13 protein-coding genes are annotated in these 18953 nt (G+C 45.3%); 4 read left to right on the top strand and 9 right to left on the bottom strand.

Annotated features, from left to right (window positions below; all coding sequences use genetic code 11):
* Nucleotides 1-80 precede the first annotated feature (80 nt).
* Together proA and P3339_RS11785 are read right to left on the bottom strand one after the other, a co-directional pair.
* Nucleotides 81-5879, bottom strand: coding sequence for an anti-phage protein ProA (proA, locus tag P3339_RS11790; protein WP_282953533.1), 5799 nt, complete (start codon nucleotides 5877-5879; stop codon nucleotides 81-83).
* A gap of 1672 nt (nucleotides 5880-7551) precedes the next feature.
* A complete protein-coding gene (locus tag P3339_RS11785) occupies nucleotides 7552-8100 on the bottom strand; it encodes a cysteine hydrolase family protein (RefSeq protein ID WP_282953532.1) in 549 nt (182 codons plus the stop codon).
* Between the two features lie 114 nt (nucleotides 8101-8214).
* Between P3339_RS11785 and P3339_RS11780 the strand changes: the two genes are divergently transcribed.
* The 3 genes from P3339_RS11780 to P3339_RS11770 all read left to right on the top strand — a co-directional run bounded on the left by P3339_RS11780 (nucleotide 8215) and on the right by P3339_RS11770 (nucleotide 11624).
* Nucleotides 8215-9177: a GlxA family transcriptional regulator gene (locus P3339_RS11780; protein ID WP_282953531.1), complete on the top strand. Its 963-nt coding sequence runs from the start codon at nucleotides 8215-8217 to the stop codon at nucleotides 9175-9177.
* Between the two features lie 603 nt (nucleotides 9178-9780).
* Entirely contained in the window at nucleotides 9781-10794 is a 1014-nt protein-coding gene (locus tag P3339_RS11775) for a cytochrome-c peroxidase (protein ID WP_282953530.1), read from the top strand.
* Between the two features lie 653 nt (nucleotides 10795-11447).
* Nucleotides 11448-11624: a hypothetical protein gene (locus P3339_RS11770; protein WP_282953529.1), complete on the top strand. Its 177-nt coding sequence runs from the start codon at nucleotides 11448-11450 to the stop codon at nucleotides 11622-11624.
* Between the two features lie 333 nt (nucleotides 11625-11957).
* On the opposite strand, the gene P3339_RS11765 is transcribed toward P3339_RS11770, so the two are convergent.
* The 6 genes from P3339_RS11765 to P3339_RS11740 all read right to left on the bottom strand — a co-directional run bounded on the left by P3339_RS11765 (nucleotide 11958) and on the right by P3339_RS11740 (nucleotide 16596).
* Nucleotides 11958-12260, bottom strand: coding sequence for a hypothetical protein (locus tag P3339_RS11765; protein WP_282953528.1), 303 nt, complete (start codon nucleotides 12258-12260; stop codon nucleotides 11958-11960).
* 68 nt (nucleotides 12261-12328) lie between these two features.
* Nucleotides 12329-12964 carry a hypothetical protein gene (locus tag P3339_RS11760; RefSeq protein WP_282953527.1) on the bottom strand — a complete coding sequence of 212 codons (636 nt, stop codon included), beginning with the start codon at nucleotides 12962-12964 and terminating at the stop codon, nucleotides 12329-12331.
* A 181-nt stretch (nucleotides 12965-13145) separates the two neighbouring features.
* The gene (locus tag P3339_RS11755; RefSeq protein WP_020413592.1) at nucleotides 13146-13439 is read right to left on the bottom strand and encodes a PAAR domain-containing protein; all 294 of its coding nucleotides are present in this window, start codon (nucleotides 13437-13439) and stop codon (nucleotides 13146-13148) included.
* A gap of 2 nt (nucleotides 13440-13441) precedes the next feature.
* Nucleotides 13442-14020, bottom strand: a complete 579-nt coding sequence (locus tag P3339_RS11750; protein ID WP_020413591.1) for a DUF6931 family protein — start codon at nucleotides 14018-14020, stop codon at nucleotides 13442-13444.
* A 16-nt stretch (nucleotides 14021-14036) separates the two neighbouring features.
* Nucleotides 14037-15944, bottom strand: coding sequence for a type VI secretion system Vgr family protein (locus P3339_RS11745; RefSeq protein ID WP_282953526.1), 1908 nt, complete (start codon nucleotides 15942-15944; stop codon nucleotides 14037-14039).
* A 163-nt stretch (nucleotides 15945-16107) separates the two neighbouring features.
* A complete protein-coding gene (locus P3339_RS11740) occupies nucleotides 16108-16596 on the bottom strand; it encodes an Hcp family type VI secretion system effector (protein ID WP_282953525.1) in 489 nt (162 codons plus the stop codon).
* Nucleotides 16597-17031: 435 nt separating this feature from the next.
* Here P3339_RS11740 and P3339_RS11735 point away from each other — a divergent pair, with 435 nt between their 5' ends.
* Complete coding sequence (locus tag P3339_RS11735) at nucleotides 17032-17226, top strand: hypothetical protein (RefSeq protein ID WP_282953524.1); 195 nt, start codon at nucleotides 17032-17034, stop codon at nucleotides 17224-17226.
* Nucleotides 17227-17532: 306 nt separating this feature from the next.
* Here the strand turns inward: P3339_RS11735 and P3339_RS11730 are convergent, their stop codons facing one another.
* Nucleotides 17533-18477, bottom strand: coding sequence for an urea transporter (locus P3339_RS11730; protein ID WP_282953523.1), 945 nt, complete (start codon nucleotides 18475-18477; stop codon nucleotides 17533-17535).
* Nucleotides 18478-18953: the final 476 nt, after the last annotated feature.

The raw sequence follows: 18953 nt of genomic DNA, 5'->3' as shown, positions 1-18953 counted from the left end.
CCTGCACATCCGTCGCAAAGTCTCCATTGCCTGTCTATGCCTATCCCTGCGCATGTACTACAAAGCCTCAACACTTTCAGCTAGTTCACGGTTGATTCCTCAGTAACCTGGTCAACCCATGCTTGAAACTGCTGCAGCGTCTTAGAGTGTCGGCGTTTCAACCGGAATTCGTTGCATATGTATTCGACAGGTTTTTTTGGCGATTTTTCAATGGCCAATCGAGCAAGTCCCAAGGCTTCGGGATGAGGTATTTCTGCCCAGTCCCTCTCCTCTTCCCAAGGTGCGAGCCCTCGCCAAGGGATTTCATCGACGATGTCATTCGGTGATAGCCAAACTACGGGCTTATGAATGTTATCTCTTTTAATTCCTGCCCAGGGGGTGAGCAATTCCAATATGTGCTTGAGCTGTTTTTTACTTGTCCTTGATAGGCCATGCAGGTTGGCAATATCAAGTGCCAATTCATGAAGTGTAATACCATTTTTCTGGGAGAGAATTGATTTCGCTATACCCACAAGTGTTTCCTTGTGGTCATCGTCGAAGTAGCACAAATGGCTATATTCGTCGGATGATATCATCTCTTCTGTGCGCTCGGCCTCTTCTGCCAAAATATCTTTCACAGGTTCATTGTTAGCTGGGCTAATCTGCTCGACGCCTGGGGCTGACCTTCTGTCCTCTTCTAGTATTTCATTTAACCTGCGATCAATTTTATCGATCGCCTCTTCCGGATCTTGAAAATAGTCTGTAGACCACAGTCTTACTAATCGCCACCCAAGGTTTTCGAGAACAGCGTGACGCACTCGATCGCGATCTCTTGCTGAAGGAGATCCGTGATACGTTGCTCCATCACACTCAACGCCTGCCAAATAAACACCTGGATGGTCTGGATGTATTATTCCCAGATCAATTCTGAACTTACTAACTCCAATCTGAGTTTGAACCCTCCACCCCTTATCTCGTAGTGCCCAGGCTACAGATTGCTCAAAATCGCTATCGAATTGGTCTACCCCATAATCTGCGGTCGCTTGCTCTGCTAGAGCAATAGGCCCCTTCTCAGCAAATTCTAAATAGTGTTTTAGATGTTCAACTGCCAATGCCGACGTACGGCTAAGATCAATCATTGAAGAGTCAAAACTCGAGAATATCAGTACTTCACTGGTAGCCCTTGTGATCGCTACATTTAAACGGCGTTCGCCACCGGACTTATTCAATGGCCCAAAGTTCATACTCATCGTTCGGCCATGTGCTTCGGTAGGTCCGTAGCCCAGGCTGAGGATAATAATGTCACGTTCATCCCCCTGCACAGACTCCAGGTTCTTAACAAAAACTCCATCATAAGTATCAGTAGACTGAAAATATGGTTCTATGTGGGGATGTTTTCTACGGGCATCATCCAGTAAATCTTCTACTGTTCGCTGTTGCTCGGTATTCAGAGTTACGACGCCGATAGTCTGGGAAGTGTTTGCAGGATTGGTCAAACGTCGAACAATTTCATCAACGACTGCTGCCGCTTCAATAGGATTGTTCCTTCCTTTACCTTTTGAATAAACGCCATTTACGCGATGTAGTGTAACTGCAGACTGCTTGGTGTCGGACGATGGATATGTAACGAGCGAGTTCTCGTAATACTTACTGTTGGAGAAGGCAATAAGTGTTTCGTGCCGGCTTCTATAGTGTCCCTTCAGTCTCAAATGAGGCAGTCGTGCGGCTAGAGCCTGATCCAGAATAGATTCAAGGTCTTCTTCATCTGGATCATCTACATTCACTGCCCCACTAAAGAAGCTGGTCGGCGGCATCTGTTTAGGGTCACCGACCACAATCACATTTTTCCCTCGGGCAATTGCCCCTACTGAATCCCACGTAGTCATCTGCGATGCTTCATCAAAAACGACCAAATCAAAACCGTTAAAATCTGAGGGTAAAAATTGGGCAACTGACAATGGTGACATCATCATACAGGGGCATAGGTCCAGTAATCGCCCGCCCATTTCATTGAATAATGAGCGCACTGGCTTATGGCGTGTTTTTTTCTGCAGCTCCCTAGCCAATAGCCCAAATTCTTTAGGGCTACTTTTGGCGAATGGATCCGGAACCGCCTTTGCTGCGATCGCTGCCACATAGTCACTGGTTGTTATGGAAACTTCTTCGTCGAGCTTTCGGAAGTCATCAATCAATTGCTCATGTGTAGAGGCCTTAAACTGCCGCAACTCTTCACTCTGATCGATGAGCTGTGGCGCCAACCAGCGACAGAATGCCGTGAGAGCCTGATCTTCAGCATCGTCCGACAGAATAGTTCTGGCTTCTAGATCTTTGGTGAGATTATCGAGCTTGTAACGTGACAGTTCTTCTTTCGCTGAAAGCCATTCACTCCACGCCTTGAATTTGACTGCTCCAGTGAGCAACTGCTGAATAGCTGGTATTACCTCTTCTAACGTGGCGTTTTCATCAAACGAAAGCTCTAGTTTTTCAGCTTCTTCAGCTATTGCCTTGTAGGTTGACCAGTACTGTTTAAACTCATGTTTCTGTTTTGAAATATTAGAGTTTTCGAGAAAATCACGTCCATCAACTAGCCTTGACTTAATCGCAGTAAGCAAGACGGCAGGATCGTCGGTTAGCGCTACTGCGTCGACCAGAGCGTGATACGCTGATTTTCCTATTGATGCTGATTGTTGAAGGCTTTCAGAGCTGGTCTCCCAGCCATGCCAGATGTTGTCAGATTCGAACCGGCCTTTAAGGGAGTTTATGTCCTCCTGAAGTGCAGCAGCTTTTCCCAGATCAGGAAGGACGTCAAGGTCGCTGAATTTAGAGTATCCGAGCTTTTTCACTGCCCCGTTTATCTTGAATTTGACCAAGACCCGCTTAAACCAACTCTCTTTGGCTTCCTCGTACATTTCCACCCATTCGGATACAGGGCTTTTAGCTAGCATTTCTGCTGTAACCTTATACTCTATAGTCTCGAGGGCTTTATCAAATGAGGCTTTAGCTCTGCTTAATTCTTCTAGATCGTCTAACGATTCCTTCACGCCTCGTTTAACGATATAGCCGAGGGAGTTTGATTCGGCTAGCTCAACGAGGTTTGCCAGCTGATTGGCACGAACAAGATTGTGCGGTGTGTTTTCCGGCAGCTTAAGGTTGAAGCTGGATACAAGAGTCGCTGCAGAACGGTAGACTTCGTTGAGCGACGTTTGATATCGGTTTAAACAGTCCAAAACCTGGTTTTGCCACGCGTTAGACCAGCTTTTTGCGCGGATTATACGAAACGGTGTAGGATCCAATCGGGATATATCGTTATACGCCAATGCAGACTCTTTAACTGCAGCCAGCATATCATCTAGCTTTTCTTGGCTGTTAACTGGTGCACTGTCGAATCCAAGGGGCCAATTAATACTTAGTGAATGTTTGTCTTTGTAACGCACATCTCTAGCAATCGCATCACGAGCGGAGATGCCATATATCGATTTTTTGTGAAGTACCTTTACAAAACCATTGAGTTTATCTCGTTTCTCTTTGAGTGCTCGAACGGAATCAACCCATCCGGCGCTCTGCGACTCGTCGCGTTTATCGGTAGCCATCCTCAGCTGTTCCAACACGGCTTTTTTATTGGCTTTATTACTGTGTAGCTCGAGGCACAAATGGTCGAGTCCAACCTTTTCCATGCGCCGATAAACAACGTTTAGGGCCGCCATTTTCTCGGCGACAAATAGTACCTTTCTACCGAGTGCAAGATTGTGGCAAATGATATTTGCAATGGTTTCCGATTTACCTGTGCCAGGAGGGCCTTCAAGCACGAAATCTTGGGGTCTACCAGAGGCCTCTACCGCAACTAATTGGGAGCTGTCGCAGTTGAGGGGTGTGAATACCTTTTCGGGATCGACCTTCTCATCAACTTCATCCCTTAGAACGAAGCTAGCGTCCTGAACATAGGCATCCTGGGGATGGTCAACGAGGTGTTTAACAAAAGGGTTATCTTTCAAGTCGTCGAGGCGATCTTTCAGATCCATCCACATTAGATATTTCGCAAAGGAAAACGACGCAAGCACCAACTCTTCGACAACTTCAAACCCAGGTTGTTCAGCAATCGCTGCACGTACTGTGTTCCAGACAAGAGCCACATCTACACCGGACTCATCTTCAGGCATAGATTCTCTGAACTGATTCAGGTCTATATTGTGCTCAGTGTTCAGAAACTCAATGAGCGTCATATTAAAGATCGGGCTTTCATCAGGTAACTGACGAACTTTGACGGGTGCTCTCGCACTGCTACGTGTAAGTTCTGCCGGGATCAGGATTAAGGGGGCTCGGTATGAACGATCATCCTGCGGATTCTCCTTCCAGCGCAGCATGCCCAAAGCCAGATATAGCGTGTTAGACCCGCCCTCCTCTAGATCATTCTTAGCCTTCCGAAGAAGATTGACTGCATTTTGCTCGAGTTTCTTCCTGGACATGTTGGCAAGGAGAACATGCTTGTTGAGCTGCTCTAAAGCGTATTCCCGATGAATATCGGACCCAGCCTGTAGACGAAAGGTCTCTCCACTGCGCTCCCTGTCATTGAGAGGACTTTCTTCTGAAGATAGGAATTTGAACGACGCGCCGTCAGCGAGACTATCCTCCATTGCACCGATATCAGGACAGTAGAGCTTTATTGCCACAGCGCGGTCTTTTAATGACAATAATGAATTGCGTTTTGTTAGATCAAGCAGCTTCCTTTGCCAAGTATCAATACGTGTATCTGGTGTTTCATCGATAACTTGTTCATCCGCTCTGACCGGAGGAAGCGGCGGAATAATCGGTAAGCTCAGTGCTGTATCTGAGTCGGAAGGCTTTTCCTCCGGCTGTTCTTCAATGGTGGAAATTGGCTTAATCTTTCTCGCACGGGCCTGTTTAATGTCAATCAAATAGACGAAGTCGACCTCTTTGTCCTCGCTGACTAGGTTCCGTGCGTGCTCCTTAGACTGCTCAAAGGTCACAGGCGAATCATTAGTGACAAGCGTGCTTTCAAAAAGTACTAGATCGCGTGCATCAATACGTTTACGTAGATCCATTGGATCATCATTGGTTAAAACAGGAAAATGCTCATCGATAAGCCAGACACCAACGAATGCGTGATTTTTCGTTATCGCTACCACCGGATTTAGGCCCATTGCTTCTAGGCAGCTGGCAAAAAGCAGCGATGTGTCAAGGCAGGCCGCAATTTTAGAGGCGCTGATGTCAGCGGCTAGCCGTATACGTTGTCCGTACCTGGCAAAGCCCTGCGGTGGTGTAACGTAGGCAATTCGTTGAGCGAATATAACGTTCCACAATGCTGCGGCCATCATGTAGGGCTTTTCACGAGTATTAGATTGGTAGCCATCGATGCTTCTTCCGTGTCCACCGTTTTCCAGCATTTCCGCGACTTGCCGTAATAAAGATTCAACATACAGCCCGTTGGGTTTCACGAAGGCAGCCAACAGGTCTGGCTGTCTACTTTCCCCGCCCCAAAAGTTGGCCGGAAGGACCTCAATGGTAAATCTAGAAGTCGTTAAGGCCTCATCAGTGTTGTCTCGTAAATTGACTGAAAGTGAAACGGAAACCTTCATTTCTTCTGTTAAATTAAGCAACAAGTCATGTGACACGTTGAGCGGGCGTTTTTGAAGTGAGATCACCTGTCCTGGACGAATTTCATCGATAGACCATTCTTCTGGCGCGAAGATTTTGGGATCCGAACGTAGCGTGACAACCAAGTTCTTTAACGGTGCAATTGGTGCATTTTCCACTGGCTTTTCGGGTGCCGTCGGCGCGTACAAGCTAATAGACCTGAATATGGGATACGCATTTTGCTGTGCGGCCAATGAGAAGGTGGATAAGTGATCTATCTTTAACTGAACAGCGGGCTCAGATGCCATTGGTTCATCCGTATTCGTAGAATTCATGTCAGAACTTTTCTTTCAGAATATCTTGCTAAAAAATTATTGCTATACCGCAACCGCGGTTCGATCAAATACCAGTCGCAATGGCAGTTTATTTAATGAGCCAGAACAACGCGAGCCGTATGGAGGCCGCTTCTGCCAAGGCCTTTTAGCCCAACTATTTAGGCTCTATGAAAATCCACTCCGTCCAAAAAATGTGCCTCATCCACAGTCAGCATATTGGTGTAGATTTCTGTATTGTCGACCGACTTATGCCTCAATAGCTGACTCACATATTTCAGCGGTCGACCATGTAACAACAAATGGATGGCAAAGGGCGCGCCTCCTACTCTTTCGACCAATGCATGAATATTCCGATTGACCGCTTGTCGGCACATCGGAAAAACTCGCTCTCTTTTTTGAAGTAGCCCGCGTAGAGGTAACTCTGGAAGTGATGTTCCAGAGTGAGCTTGGGTGAGCGCTGCAGGGCCTTTTTGGTCGACCTACTGGGACGCTGTTTCAGCGTTTTCAAACCCACAGGATGAAAGAATTGGTTTGATCGAAGGGTTGGAAACCCGCTGTCGCTGTACCTTTTTTGTACCATTTCGTCCTTGGTCCGTGACGCAGTCCAAGTCCCATTATGCGCCTCTATTTTACCTGGTACAATTGATAGAGATCAAAAAATAGCGGTTAAAAAACGATCCACAACCGGCGCACCATTTTACTTATATATGGTGCACTTATGATCAAATTTTCAACACATAACTCATTGGCACCGCAGTAACACCATACTTCGGTAAAACCACAGCGAGCATTTGACTTTCGAATGTACTGGGCTTTTAAGTATCCACTGGCAAAATCAGAATTCCATTTATTCGCCTAGTAACTTAATACAAGTCTTTTAATTGACGATATTTACTTAGGCCACAACTTTGCCCCTAGATCATTAGTGGTGGGTAAGTGTCACTTCTTGGATAGCAATCGTAGCGGGATAGGTGAACGACTATCTTTAGTTTGTGTAAATGAACCTCATAAAGCATGAATCAATAAGCGAGATGGAGGGGCGTCACTAGGTTCTAGAGGAATACTGTACACTTATTGATCCAATGTCAGCGTCAGGGTGCCTCCCCGCATTAAGAGGTGTCTAGAAGGAAGCTGATCAAGCTAGCTTTCAAAGAGTTTCCAACCTGTAGCATCCGGGTCCGGATATCTTACTTTTCCCACCTGTTTGAGGTGTTACCTGAATTTGCGTACTGATCCGCTCTTTCAAGGCAGAGATATGCGAAATCACACCAATAAGTTTGCAAGCTTGTGAGAATCTCCAAAGCCGTATCGAGTGCTTCCTCACCATGAATGGTGCCACCCAACGGGTTGGCATTGGACAGTGGTATCACGTACCGGAAATGTGGAGTCCTCCACGACCTTTGAAGTCGAAACAGATGAAATTGAATTTTAGTTTCAAGATAAAACAAGCTAAACCTCTTCACGCACATAAACTATGTGCTTTAAAAGCCAAGTCGACAATCTTTAAGTATAAAGAAATTTATCAAGAAGTAGAGCTGTTCATGCAGCTCGAAGAAGGACTTTAGGCTTATATAGCCTAAAGTCCTTAGCGATAAAGGTATAGCAGTATCGCGTGTGGTTTAACTCTAAGGTGCAGGCAAGTTAATTACTTTGCTAAGTATTCGTCAGCACTGATCACCTCTGCATAAGCAAATTGCAGTGCAGCCATATAAGCTGCATGTATATGTGCAGCGGGAATATCGACACCATTGAAGTACATGTCCCGACTGGCGCAAGCATCGTGAATAACGGTATTTTCATATCCAAAATCACTTGCCGCTCGGGTGATAGCATCGATACACATATGGCTCATCGCACCGACAATGACCAATTTATTAACACCTAGCTCATCCAAGCGCTTTTTAAGATCCGTACCTTTGAAGCTGTTAACTTCATTCTTGAGTACTACCGGCTCACCTTCAACAGGCAGAAGGCTTTTGTGAATTTTCGCACCCTCACTACCGGCAATAAAGAATGGAGCATCCTCACTGAGAAATTCATGGCGAACATGAATAACTGGCCACTGCTTTTTGCGAAACTCAGCCAGCACTTTTGCGGCTTGGTTTGACGCTTGGCCAATGCCTTCAAGAGTCCACCCTCCTCCTTCAAAGTAGTCGTTTTGCATATCGACGACGATTAGCGCTGTCTTGCTCATAAGGTTGTCCTTTGGTTGTGTCTTTGAAATGTACAAGCGCATGTTAGGGCGATGGGCTAAGATACAGACGTGGCAAGACCGACATAAAACAGGCAAGAACTGACAGGGGGGCTAGTGACCCAAACAATCCACATTGCAATACTGATGATCCCCGGAGCGGCTCGGTCGGCGACTTATGGCCTAATCGATCTGTTCCAAACCGCAAACCACATCTGTCAGGAGTCAATTCCAGAACCCAAGGCGCTATTTGAGGTATCACGCTGGCTAATTAATGACGGAAAAGTCATACCCGAGAAAAAAGGGGCTTCTAAAGACCCAAATATCGTTATTGTACCGCCGGTACTTGAAGGTCAGGAGTACATGGAGCCACCGACAGATGTCACTACCTGGTTGTTAAAGCGACACAAAGAGGGGGCCGTAACCTGTTCCGCTTGTGCTGGGGCTTTTATGTTGGCCGACGCAGGACTATTAGATGGACGCCAGGCGACCACTCACTGGCGACTGGCCGATGCCTTTAAGCAGAAGTTCCCGGATATAGAGCTGAATATCGATTCCATCCTGATTGCAGACCCGGATGTTGTCACCGCAGGAGGTGTAATGTCTTGGATTGACCTTGGGTTACATCTGGTCGGACGATACATGCCTCCCCATATAGTGATGGAGTTGGGACGTTTCCTGTTGGTGGATACGGGAACCCGTTACCAAAGTTATTACCGCAGTTTTCTACCTCCTGTAGATCATGGTGATAAAGCAATTTTAAAAGTACAGCAGAAAATTCACCGGGATTATCAACAACCAATCTCTGTTGCAGAGATGGCTCAACTCGCCAACCTGGGCGAGCGCACCTTTCTACGAAGATTTCAAAAGGTTACCGGCTATAGACCCGCCGAATATCTTCAACAGCAACGTCTGCAAAAAGCTCGCGAACTATTGGAAACAGGCACATTGCAAGTCGAACAGATCGCTTGGCAAGTGGGATATGAGGATGTCAGCGCATTCCGGAAAATGTTTCACAAACAGACCTGCCTCTCCCCTAGGGAGTATCGACAGAGATTTTCAGGTGGCTACAAAATGTAATTTTCCGAAAAGGAGGAAGAGTGGTGCTAATTGGAAAAGTAACCAATCTCACTAAAGAGATGGATCGAAGAGATTCTTGTTAAGCCCGGTAGCTTGATAGGTAGCGGAACGCCTCTATTTAGGATACGTAGACCAATATAAAAGTTAAATAGATATAACAATAAGATTAAAAGCTTCCTAAAACCTAAAACCTCTAACTAAAAAGTTGACCACATTCAGATAGTTAAGGAGTCATTTATCGTTCGAGAAAATATCACACCACCAACCGGCTAGCAGAAATACGAATCATTTCTCTTTGGAGATACCGATAAGTATCCCCTCAACCCTACACTTCCTCGCCACCTCAGAAATTGCCCTGCAATTTTAAAGGTAAATAGCAATACTTCAATCTCGCCAAACCCAGTGCACTCAATGTATAGGTCAAGTTCTGAATAATATTTGAAAAATATTTTGTGAACAATTCTGGATATTCTAAAAATCAACAATTTTTTTGCTAAATCATGGTATCAGCTGAACGAGCTACCCTATATAGTGGCACCGCCTAACTTTGATTAAAAGTAGGTTAGTTTTCATTGTTTTTTGAGAAGTGGGAGAGATACCAAAGTGATTAAGATAATTTTTTTGAAAAGAGATCTAAAGCTTCCAATCATTGGCGGCTTGATAGTGGCAGCAAGCTTGCTATCAACAACGGCCACGGCCGAAGTTGATATAAATCAATTACGTCAACAATCAAAAATTATGTTCGGCACTCTCTCAGAAACTATGCCAGGCAGTGAGAATGACACCCCAGCTATGGTTGAGCTTGGAAAAACACTGTTCATGGACAAACGGCTTTCAGTCAATGATAGCCAATCCTGTAACAGCTGCCATCAAGTAGGGAACTACAACGGCTCGGGCGTTGACAATGAAACGACATCACCGGGAGCTTTACCTGGTACCAAGGGTGATCGAAACTCTCCAACGGTCTGGAATTCAGGATTCCAGATGGCTCAATTTTGGGATGGACGTGCAGAGGACCTGAAGGAGCAGGCCAAAGGTCCAATTCTAAACCCTGTAGAGATGGGAATGCCTTCAGAAGAGGCTGTTGAGACAAAGATTTCAAAAATTGCCGAATATCAAGAAAGTTTCAAACACGCCTTTGGTAAAGAAAATGCTATCTCTTACGACAATATTGCTCAGGCCATAGCTGCATTTGAGCGCACCCTGATTACGAATGATCGGTTTGATGATTTTATGAGTGGCGATGATCAGGCTATGACAAAAAGTGAGTTAAAGGGCTTGCAAACCTTTATCAACACTGGTTGTTCAGCATGCCACAATGGTGCAACCTTGGGTGGAAACATGTACCAGAAGATGGGGCTAGTCAACCAATATCCACACCAAGAAGATTTAGGTCGTTATAAAGTTACAGGCCTTGAAAAAGATAAAATGATGTTTAAAGTTCCAATGCTACGCGATGTAAGCAGAAGCGCTCCTTACTTCCACGACGGGCGTGTAGAAACCATTGAGCAGGCAATTTACGATATGGCTTGGTACCAATTGGGACAGAAATTAAGCACACAACAAGTAGATGATATTGCAACTTTCCTAAACGCTTTAGAACATCAAGCTCATTAAGCTATTTCCCACCCTTCGGGGTGGGCCCCTTTCGCTCTATTTAATTTTGGCTAGGCTCGCGGATTTCAAATCACTAGCTCATTGATAACTTATAATCATTCAGCCTTGCCTTTGTGTATCAGCCACATTCAGAGATAGCAGCTAGCAGGCTAAACAGTTTCCTGATTGCTAACCAGCTGATAATGTATAGTGCTCTAACAATATCTATACCAAGTCGGAAAACTGAAATCCATAGGGAGATGTACAGTTTTCAGCTACCGATTTGCGGCAGCTCCATTGAATTACTGTTCACTACCTGAGTATTCAGTCGCCAGATGTCTTTATCCAGGATTATGGGCACGAACAATTACGATACTTACTCAAGAGGCATTTGATTTAGCTAGTGAAAAGATAACGCGAGATGGTTTTGAGGATGATGCGAAAGTTCTCCTGCCCACATCGACTCATTGGCTTCGTCATACTGGTGCCTCAATGGATGCAGAAAGTAGAGATCTTAAAGACCTATCGGCAGACCTAGGACATGGGAAACTGTGTACTACTGATAAAGAATATGTTCACACCGATGATAAAAAGCGTGCAGTTTCAGGGAGAACGAGGCGAGTTTGAAAATAAATTATGCATCAATAGATTGCAATTAATAGAAAAATAGTATTTTGAACAATGATGTATTGGTCGTCGACGCGCGCTATCACTTGATCTTCCCCCAGACAACTGCAACAAGTCGAGCCCTAATGATGATCGCGGCCAACAGCGGATTGCTTGAGGCCGTTGTGATGGTACTCAGTAATGCAGCGCTTCCATTCTGGGTTGAGCTTCTCGCGGCCAGATAGGAAGTGGTTTTATATCTCATCGATAAAGACATCATTGCCTGACGTCTCCCAAATACTTTGCTTCTGTAGGCCCGCCCTCTTCTCAATATCGAGCTCCTCATTATGATATACGCAGATTGAGAATCTGTTCTAGCATAATGCGGGGGATGCTGGTTAGTTCTGCAAACTTATTGTGATTGATACCTTCGATATTGGTAACTACCCGTCGTCCTTTTTAGGGTACGCTTGGAATTCTGGGCACAGTTCACTTAAATACGGGCTAGGATATCCTATTGCAGTAAAGGAAATTCTTCAATGATTTAAAATTAAGTGAACTGTCCCCCGGATTTTTCTTTATTGGTTAAGCAAGCTCGGATGTATTTTTCGATTACCCAAAATATTTCCTACAACTTTCCCAACTTCTTGCTCAGTGGGAAGTTGTGCTACGTCATACGCGAACCATGCCAGTGAGTCTGCATTATTCACCGCATTCATCACACCAATTTCTTGCATTTTTCTAGCCGCATTATCTTGTCCACGTAACATTTTTAATGCCTCTTGCTCAACGATTTTGAATACTTCATCACTAGACTTGTCCTTATGAATATTAAGATATAAAGGACCAAGTTTACCGATTTCTTCATCTAATTTATCCACAATGCTTCCATCATCCTTGAAGTACTCATGATCCACTGTATCCGCGAATTTATGTGTCCCCTCGTGTATCAGAGTGACGGTGCAGTATATATCACCTTTTGGCCAAATTTTTTGAAATTCAAATGGACGGGGTGATAGTGAGGCTTCATATAGCCCCCTCCATTGAGTTTTCCCCCCAACATCGAGATTAAGCTGTTGCCCCCTTGCCATTGCGCTTTCTTCATCTTATATGTTTTTGAAATATAATTGGGCACGCTTTCAAAAATGTCCACCCACACAAAACCCGCCATATTATCCGTGGGGTCCCCCCAACCTATTTTCTTCATGACAGAAGTCTGAAGTTTTGCCACGATGGGCATCTGTTCCCTGTCTGCAAGCTCCACCCCCTTTTTCAAACCCGCCTGAGTTCTATTTAACCGAGAAATTATCGCGTTTAAACAAGGGATGTATTTTTCTGATGAACTATCTGCGGGAAGGCCGAAGTAGTAAGAAAGTAAATTATGAAATGTACCTGGAACCTTATCAGGGGTAACAAGAGCTGTGGCGCATACTTTCATCGCCCGATTCAGAATTGCCTGTGCTTCATCCAGCCAATATCCACATGATTTTTTTACTTTCGTTTGAAAGAGGGCCGATGCATCATCCTCGACCAACACGGAAAAGCTAACCCCATGCTTAATGCTGCGACTAATTAGTTTTGCCATGACGATTCTCCTATGATCCCTTATTTTTAGGTAATAACTGCAATTGGTTCACACAGCGAGTAGATCATCTCGCTGCCCTATAAATAATATATTCGGCTTTATTTCACCCCTGCTTGCTCTTGGTCGACGGTTTAATCGGTTCATAATAAATACACCTTGATAAGCAATGATGACGTGAAACTTAACCGCCAATCAAAACTGTCGGACATCCGATTACAATCTTGCCGCCATGGCCAGTTGTATCTCCCATGCGGGCAGCAGGCTTCTTTTGCAGCAGTACGGTAGTGCTGCCCATAGCCACAGTATCTGGTGGTCCTACACAGGTACAGGCACTGCCAACCGTAGCTGAGGGCATTCCGCCGATAATGACCGTTGGAGCACCTGGGCTGAGGATCGGCCCGCCGACGTGAGGTACAGTACCTGTCACCATCGGACAGACATGCATATCAGTAATTCGTGAAGCAGGCTTGCCCATATTTAGTCCTCTATCCTGCCATTACCGCCACGTGCCAGATCCAACCCTTGATTCATGTATCTTGCGAATCTTTTGCCGGGATCCACTGGATCAGATAAAACTGCAGCGAGAGTGACACTACCAGCGACGGCGTGTGCATAAAGATGTTCTGGCGGCTCAACCACAGGCTCACCTTCCGCCGCCAGACTTCCATGGCACCAACTCGCTGCTGTAGCAGCCCAGCTCGCTGGGGTTTTGTGCTTGGTTTTATCGCCCAGGGTTTTGCACTTTAACCGAGTCTCTTCGCTGGGCTTTTTGGCCCAGCTTTCCGCAGCGACTAATGCATTTACATTGTCTTCATCAGTTTCTGGGCTTTGAATATCCCGAGCTGCGAGACAGGCCCACCAAACAGCTTCCCGTTTGGGGAGCCCATGTGCCAATAGTTTGATCGCATCGGGATAAAGACCCGCGTCAACCAGTTGGTTAATGCTGACCTCGGGTGCAGTATCGGGCACCAGGTGCTCTTCCGCTTCTTCACTCACCTCAAAATTTTTTAGCAGCTCCGCCGCGGTAAGTGCTTGTACTTTGATCAGGTCAGTCATTCTTAGTTAATCCCCATCAGTTGATCATAGTCACGCCGCCTTTCAGGGTAAGCATGCCGCCGCCTTTAACTTCAGCTGTAGCATCTCCCTTGCAGGAAAGCATTGTACCTTTGATGGTGATTCCCGCTGGGGTTAGCTTGATACTACTGCCCCCAACCTTTAATTCAATTGAAGCTTTTGAGGATATCTTGATAGCTCCCATGGCATCTGTGGTTTGCGAGCCTTTGCTAATCTTGAGTGTGTGATTGCCTGAACCAATCGTGACAGTCTGGTTTCCTTTATCCACATTCAATTTTTGGTCACCTTTGGCAATGGTGACTACTTCGCTACCATCAGTTACGGTAATGCTACGATCCTGTTTAACTTCCAGAGTTTGCTTGTTTTCTATTTTGCCAGTTTGGTCATTATGGATAACAAAGTTGTGATCCTTACCGGCTTCCATATAGATTTCTTCGTTGCCACCTTTGTCATCAAAGCGCAACTCGTTAAAGGTGCTGCCCTCATACTCGGTTTTCCAGCCACTTTGGGTGGCGGTATAATTGGGGCCTGGATTATCGCCGTTATATACTGCACCGGTAATCAATGGTCTATCCGGGTCGCCATTAATGTAGGTAACAACCACTTCCTGGTTTACCCTGGGTACAAAGTTTGCCCCCCAGTTTTTTCCGGCAAAAGACTGCATCACTCTGACCCAGCAACTATTTTGTTGTGAGTTCCAGGGGAACTTCACTTTCAGTTGGGTGTAGGGGTCCTGAGAGCTGTCGGATGCGGTTGCTTTTACTTCCAATACACGTGCCACTTGTGGTGAGTGTATTTTCTTTGCAGAAACATTCGGCTGTGGGCGTGGCATTACCGCAGAAGGAATACAGCTGAAGGTATTGTGGAAGTGGGTTTCGTTACTGTTACCGTCTGCAGCTGAAACATGCACAGACGTAATAAGATACTTCCCCTTTTCTGACGACAGGCTGTGATCAAAATTAAAACGTCCGCCGGCAGTAAAGGAGGGGCAGTCGCTACGTCCATGGCTGACATCAAATAGCGCTTCCTGTGCTTCCATAGCACGTTCTGCCAGTGCTTTATGGTAGCTATCAGTAAATTTGTGTTTGTGTTCACCATCAGCCTGGAAGTGGTTCAGGCCATATAAGCCGCGCATGTAGTTAGAAACATCATTCAGCTTACTGGTGGTTTTAACTTGCTGCTTATTGTCTTTGGTAGCAGTAAATTCACTGTAATCTTTGAGCTCAAAACCGCCGCCATGGTAGTTGAAGTTTCTTCTCCAGCTACTCACTGTGTTTTTTGTGGGATGGCTACCGCCTCCGTCATACTCAATTTTTTCACTTTCACAGTCGTAAAAATCTTGAGGATCATCGCAGAGTACAAGCTCATGCTGCCCTTCAGAGTGCTTGAAGTAGTAGGAAATACCCTCTTCAGCCATTAAGCGATTGATAAATTCAAAGTCGCTTTCATCAAACTGTACACAGTATTCACGGGTGATGTATTCGGCATTTAGCTTTAAGGTCAGTTTGATAACCTTGCTGTATTCACCGAGCACTTCTTCAAGAATTTGCTTGGCGGACTTCTTTTCGAAAACTCTGTTGGAGCCTCCGAGGCTCGTGAACCACAGGCCAGGTTGAAGAATTGCGCTATAACTACGCACGCCTTCGGCGTTTACATCGTGAAGGGAGAACTGGGTAACATAGCCGTTAATATGGCGTGGTGTCTCAGAGTGGTGAATCGAAACAGTTACTGGTTTGCCGACAAGATCTTTTTGCTCAATAGCGTGATCATCAGAAAGAAGTTGTACTTCATAGCGGAATAGCTTGGAGACATGCTCCTCGCCTTGTAAGGTCGTTGCGATCAAAGCATCCGAGCCGACTGGGCTGTCGACCGTAATCATTCTTTTATCTTGATTGAGTGTAGCCATGGGCAGCCCCAACTATCCCTACGGTGCCAAATAAGAAATGAGATTTTAGAAATCTGCAGTTCTTTAGGTCAGTGCTCGTATAAGCACTCAGCTAAAGAACTGGAGGGCGGTAGCCCGCAGGTACTCTGCAGGCCACCGTTCAACCCGAAAAGAGTCGAACCAATTACAGCGGAGTCGCTGTGGTGAGGTCGTATCCAACCTTCATGTTCTTCGGGTTCTTGTTAGTCTTATCAGCGTGGTCGAGTTCGGCTTCGATTTTGGCGAAGCTCAGAGAGATGGACTCCTGAGGAGCGCCACCGGCAGAAGCACCAATGCTGTAAGAGGAGATGATTACGTCAGTCAGCTTGTAAACCGCGTATTTTTCTACAGAGTTGGCGCCGGTCTGTACAACATGAATCTCTACGGGCACACCTTCGTCACCAGTGACAGAAGACTTGAACAAGCCGCCGGAAGCTGCGTCGATGCGCTTGGTGAGAGTAACTTCGCTCAGGCTTGGGCGAGAGGCTTCACGGTTGGAGGTAGCACCGGCTTCCATGGTGATACCGCGGCCAACACCAAAGTTGAAGCTGTCAACTTCGATCCAGTCTTCGTAACCTTTGGCGGTGACGTTGCCTTTAGTGGCTTTGTTATTGAAGTTCAGGTAGATAGACATGGGGATTCCCTCTTGTTTGGCTTTTGATATTGGTGGTTAACCCTTTACCACGGCGATGAGTCAGTAGCTCAGTTAACGTCGCAGTGGTAACTGGGGTGATTTAAACAGAGAGAAAAGCAAAGAAAAACTATAATTTTTCGTTATTTAATCGACTCTGGCACCAATTATCCGAAGCCCTTTTACTATTGTTGGGTATATGCCCGCTGAGCGTATTCGACTCTGACACCAATTAAATATACAGAGAATTACAGTTTAATTTTCCGTCTCGCAAAAATTTAGAAGGATTTTGAAAATTTTAAGAATTGCTAGCTCTCTTATATTAATTGAAATTATTTTAATAGAGGGCGGAGTTGAACGATAAGATACGTATTGTTTGGCCGAGCGGCTCTTCGCCTGGCCCAGAGTAAGCTGAAAGTGGGTTAACGGAAGATGGTGATGTCACTGTCGTTGTGCGTCAGGATGCTGCCGGTTCCAATGACCGTCTACCAATTCCTGGAATTGATCATCACTGGTAGAATTATTAATATGGAAGAAGCTTGCCGCATTGGATTAACCAACGAAGTGGTGCCAAGGGGAACCGCTTTAAATCGTGCAGTTGCGCTGACACAGTTTATCTCTCCCCTTCCCTAGCCAGTTATTCATTCCGATAAAGGGGCTGCCATTCGCAGCTAAGGACAAGGTCTTAAAGACGGTCAGAGTATTGAAGCTGAATGCTTAAGCAACACACGGCACATGCAGCAGTTGCAGGTACCCTAAATTCTTCCGATCGTCGAACCATTATTCGGATGAGTGAAGAATTCCTTTGGAGTTACTTTCGATTTTACCGAGCTGATCAGTGGACCTATCGTCTATTCGGAGTAAGTGATTGTTGAAGAGGTTGGTGCCCTATCATGCCAATAGTTTTCGTGGTGATAGCGCTTGTTCTGATTTGCTGAATTAACGACCTATTGCGAGCTCCCTCTTTAATAACAATATAATCCAGCTGGAAATAACAAATGGAGCGCTTAAAATAATAATATCAGCACCCATAAGGGCCATCGCAATTGGAACGGTTAATACACTACCTGCAAGAGGGGCTAGCCACTGCTTACTTCCATTTGATAGTGCAATAGCACTCAGAGATGCGTTGTAGCCAAAGATTCCAGCTAGGATTAGTGTTGGTGGTAAAGCTAGGAACATGGCCAGGAATGTGGCAAGCAGTCCACCAATTATGCTCCAAAGCGCATGAGACTTATTCGAAATGAAAAGTCCAACTAAAAAGCAAATACCGGTAATGGCATTGTTTTGAAATATAATCTGACCTATACCTTCAAATATCCCCCATGTTGAAATTTTTTCATTCATGGATGTTACGGCTGGCGCTAGGTCCTGTGTTGGGGCAAATATCCATATAGCCCATATCACCAGAATGTATGGTGCAGTATAAGGCGGAAGGAAAATGTGAAGCATCATAAAGCGTATGATCAATACTGTTAGAGCGCTTCCACCAATAATTAATAAAATAGTAATTGGGGATGGAGCATATAATAAGAATATGACTATACCGATCAAGGCTCCATTGTACCCAAATAATCCCTCTTCAATGTGTTTCACAGGGTAATGCAAAATTCCTGCACAAACGGTCGCTGTGATAACACCAAGTACTGCTCCAAGAGCCATGGTAACCGAATTAACTGCTACTCCGGATAAGAATAAAACACCACTTAATGCGTTTTTTTGAAGGATGACTTGGCTTACGCCTCTGAATAGACTAACTAGATAGTATCTGATTTTTGTAGGTGTCGACTTTGTCATTGAGATTTTACTAGGGACTTTTGATGAGGTTTTTACTCTTCGGGCAATCGTCAGCAAGTGCTGCCACTTGATTTCGGTAATCTTCATTTAGGATTGCTATGTACAAACTATTGCTCCTATTTTTCTACTTGATTATGAGATGCTCTATTAAATTATATGGTGTTCTCGAGGAAGCTTTGAAGTTAGAGTGAGGGAGGTTGTTCTCATTAAATTTCTGTCATGATGATGTGAGTAAAATGCGACGCTAGATACAGCATGTAAAGGCTACTCTCTGTGTCCAGCTGTAGTGACTACGGCACGCTAGGTGATTAGGTTGGAGCAATATGTCGCGATACGCTCGGAAACGATAACCTCAGTATGGCCCGGCCTTCGTCCTGCCAAAAAGACGAGAGTGTAATTTCCAAGTGCTGTAAAGAAATAGTCGATGCGCTATACCCTAACAAAATACCAGTCAGCTTAGCTGACTGGTATTGGGCTATATTGGTCGCCTTTTATGTTATTTGATCACAGTTACCTGGGCCGGACTGGTATGGACCCACCCTACAGAAAACTAACTGTAGGGC

The organism is Microbulbifer sp. MLAF003 (assembly GCF_030012965.1).
GTDB classification, from domain to species: domain Bacteria; phylum Pseudomonadota; class Gammaproteobacteria; order Pseudomonadales; family Cellvibrionaceae; genus Microbulbifer; species Microbulbifer variabilis.
This window is presented reverse-complemented; position numbering and strand designations above follow the sequence as displayed.

Bases quoted from the DNA above. Each gene is read 5' to 3' on its own strand.
- P3339_RS11760 (WP_282953527.1), bottom strand. From the start codon at position 12,964: ATGGCAAAACTAATTAGTCGCAGCATTAAGCATGGGGTTAGCTTTTCC.
- P3339_RS11735 (WP_282953524.1), top strand. From the start codon at position 17,032: ATGTCACTGTCGTTGTGCGTCAGGATGCTGCCGGTTCCAATGACCGTC.
- P3339_RS11745 (WP_282953526.1), bottom strand. From the start codon at position 15,944: ATGGCTACACTCAATCAAGATAAAAGAATGATTACGGTCGACAGCCCA.
- P3339_RS11730 (WP_282953523.1), bottom strand. From the start codon at position 18,477: ATGAAGATTACCGAAATCAAGTGGCAGCACTTGCTGACGATTGCCCGA.
- proA (WP_282953533.1), bottom strand. From the start codon at position 5,879: ATGGCATCTGAGCCCGCTGTTCAGTTAAAGATAGATCACTTATCCACC.
- P3339_RS11785 (WP_282953532.1), bottom strand. From the start codon at position 8,100: ATGAGCAAGACAGCGCTAATCGTCGTCGATATGCAAAACGACTACTTT.
- P3339_RS11750 (WP_020413591.1), bottom strand. From the start codon at position 14,020: ATGACTGACCTGATCAAAGTACAAGCACTTACCGCGGCGGAGCTGCTA.
- P3339_RS11740 (WP_282953525.1), bottom strand. From the start codon at position 16,596: ATGTCTATCTACCTGAACTTCAATAACAAAGCCACTAAAGGCAACGTC.
- P3339_RS11755 (WP_020413592.1), bottom strand. From the start codon at position 13,439: ATGGGCAAGCCTGCTTCACGAATTACTGATATGCATGTCTGTCCGATG.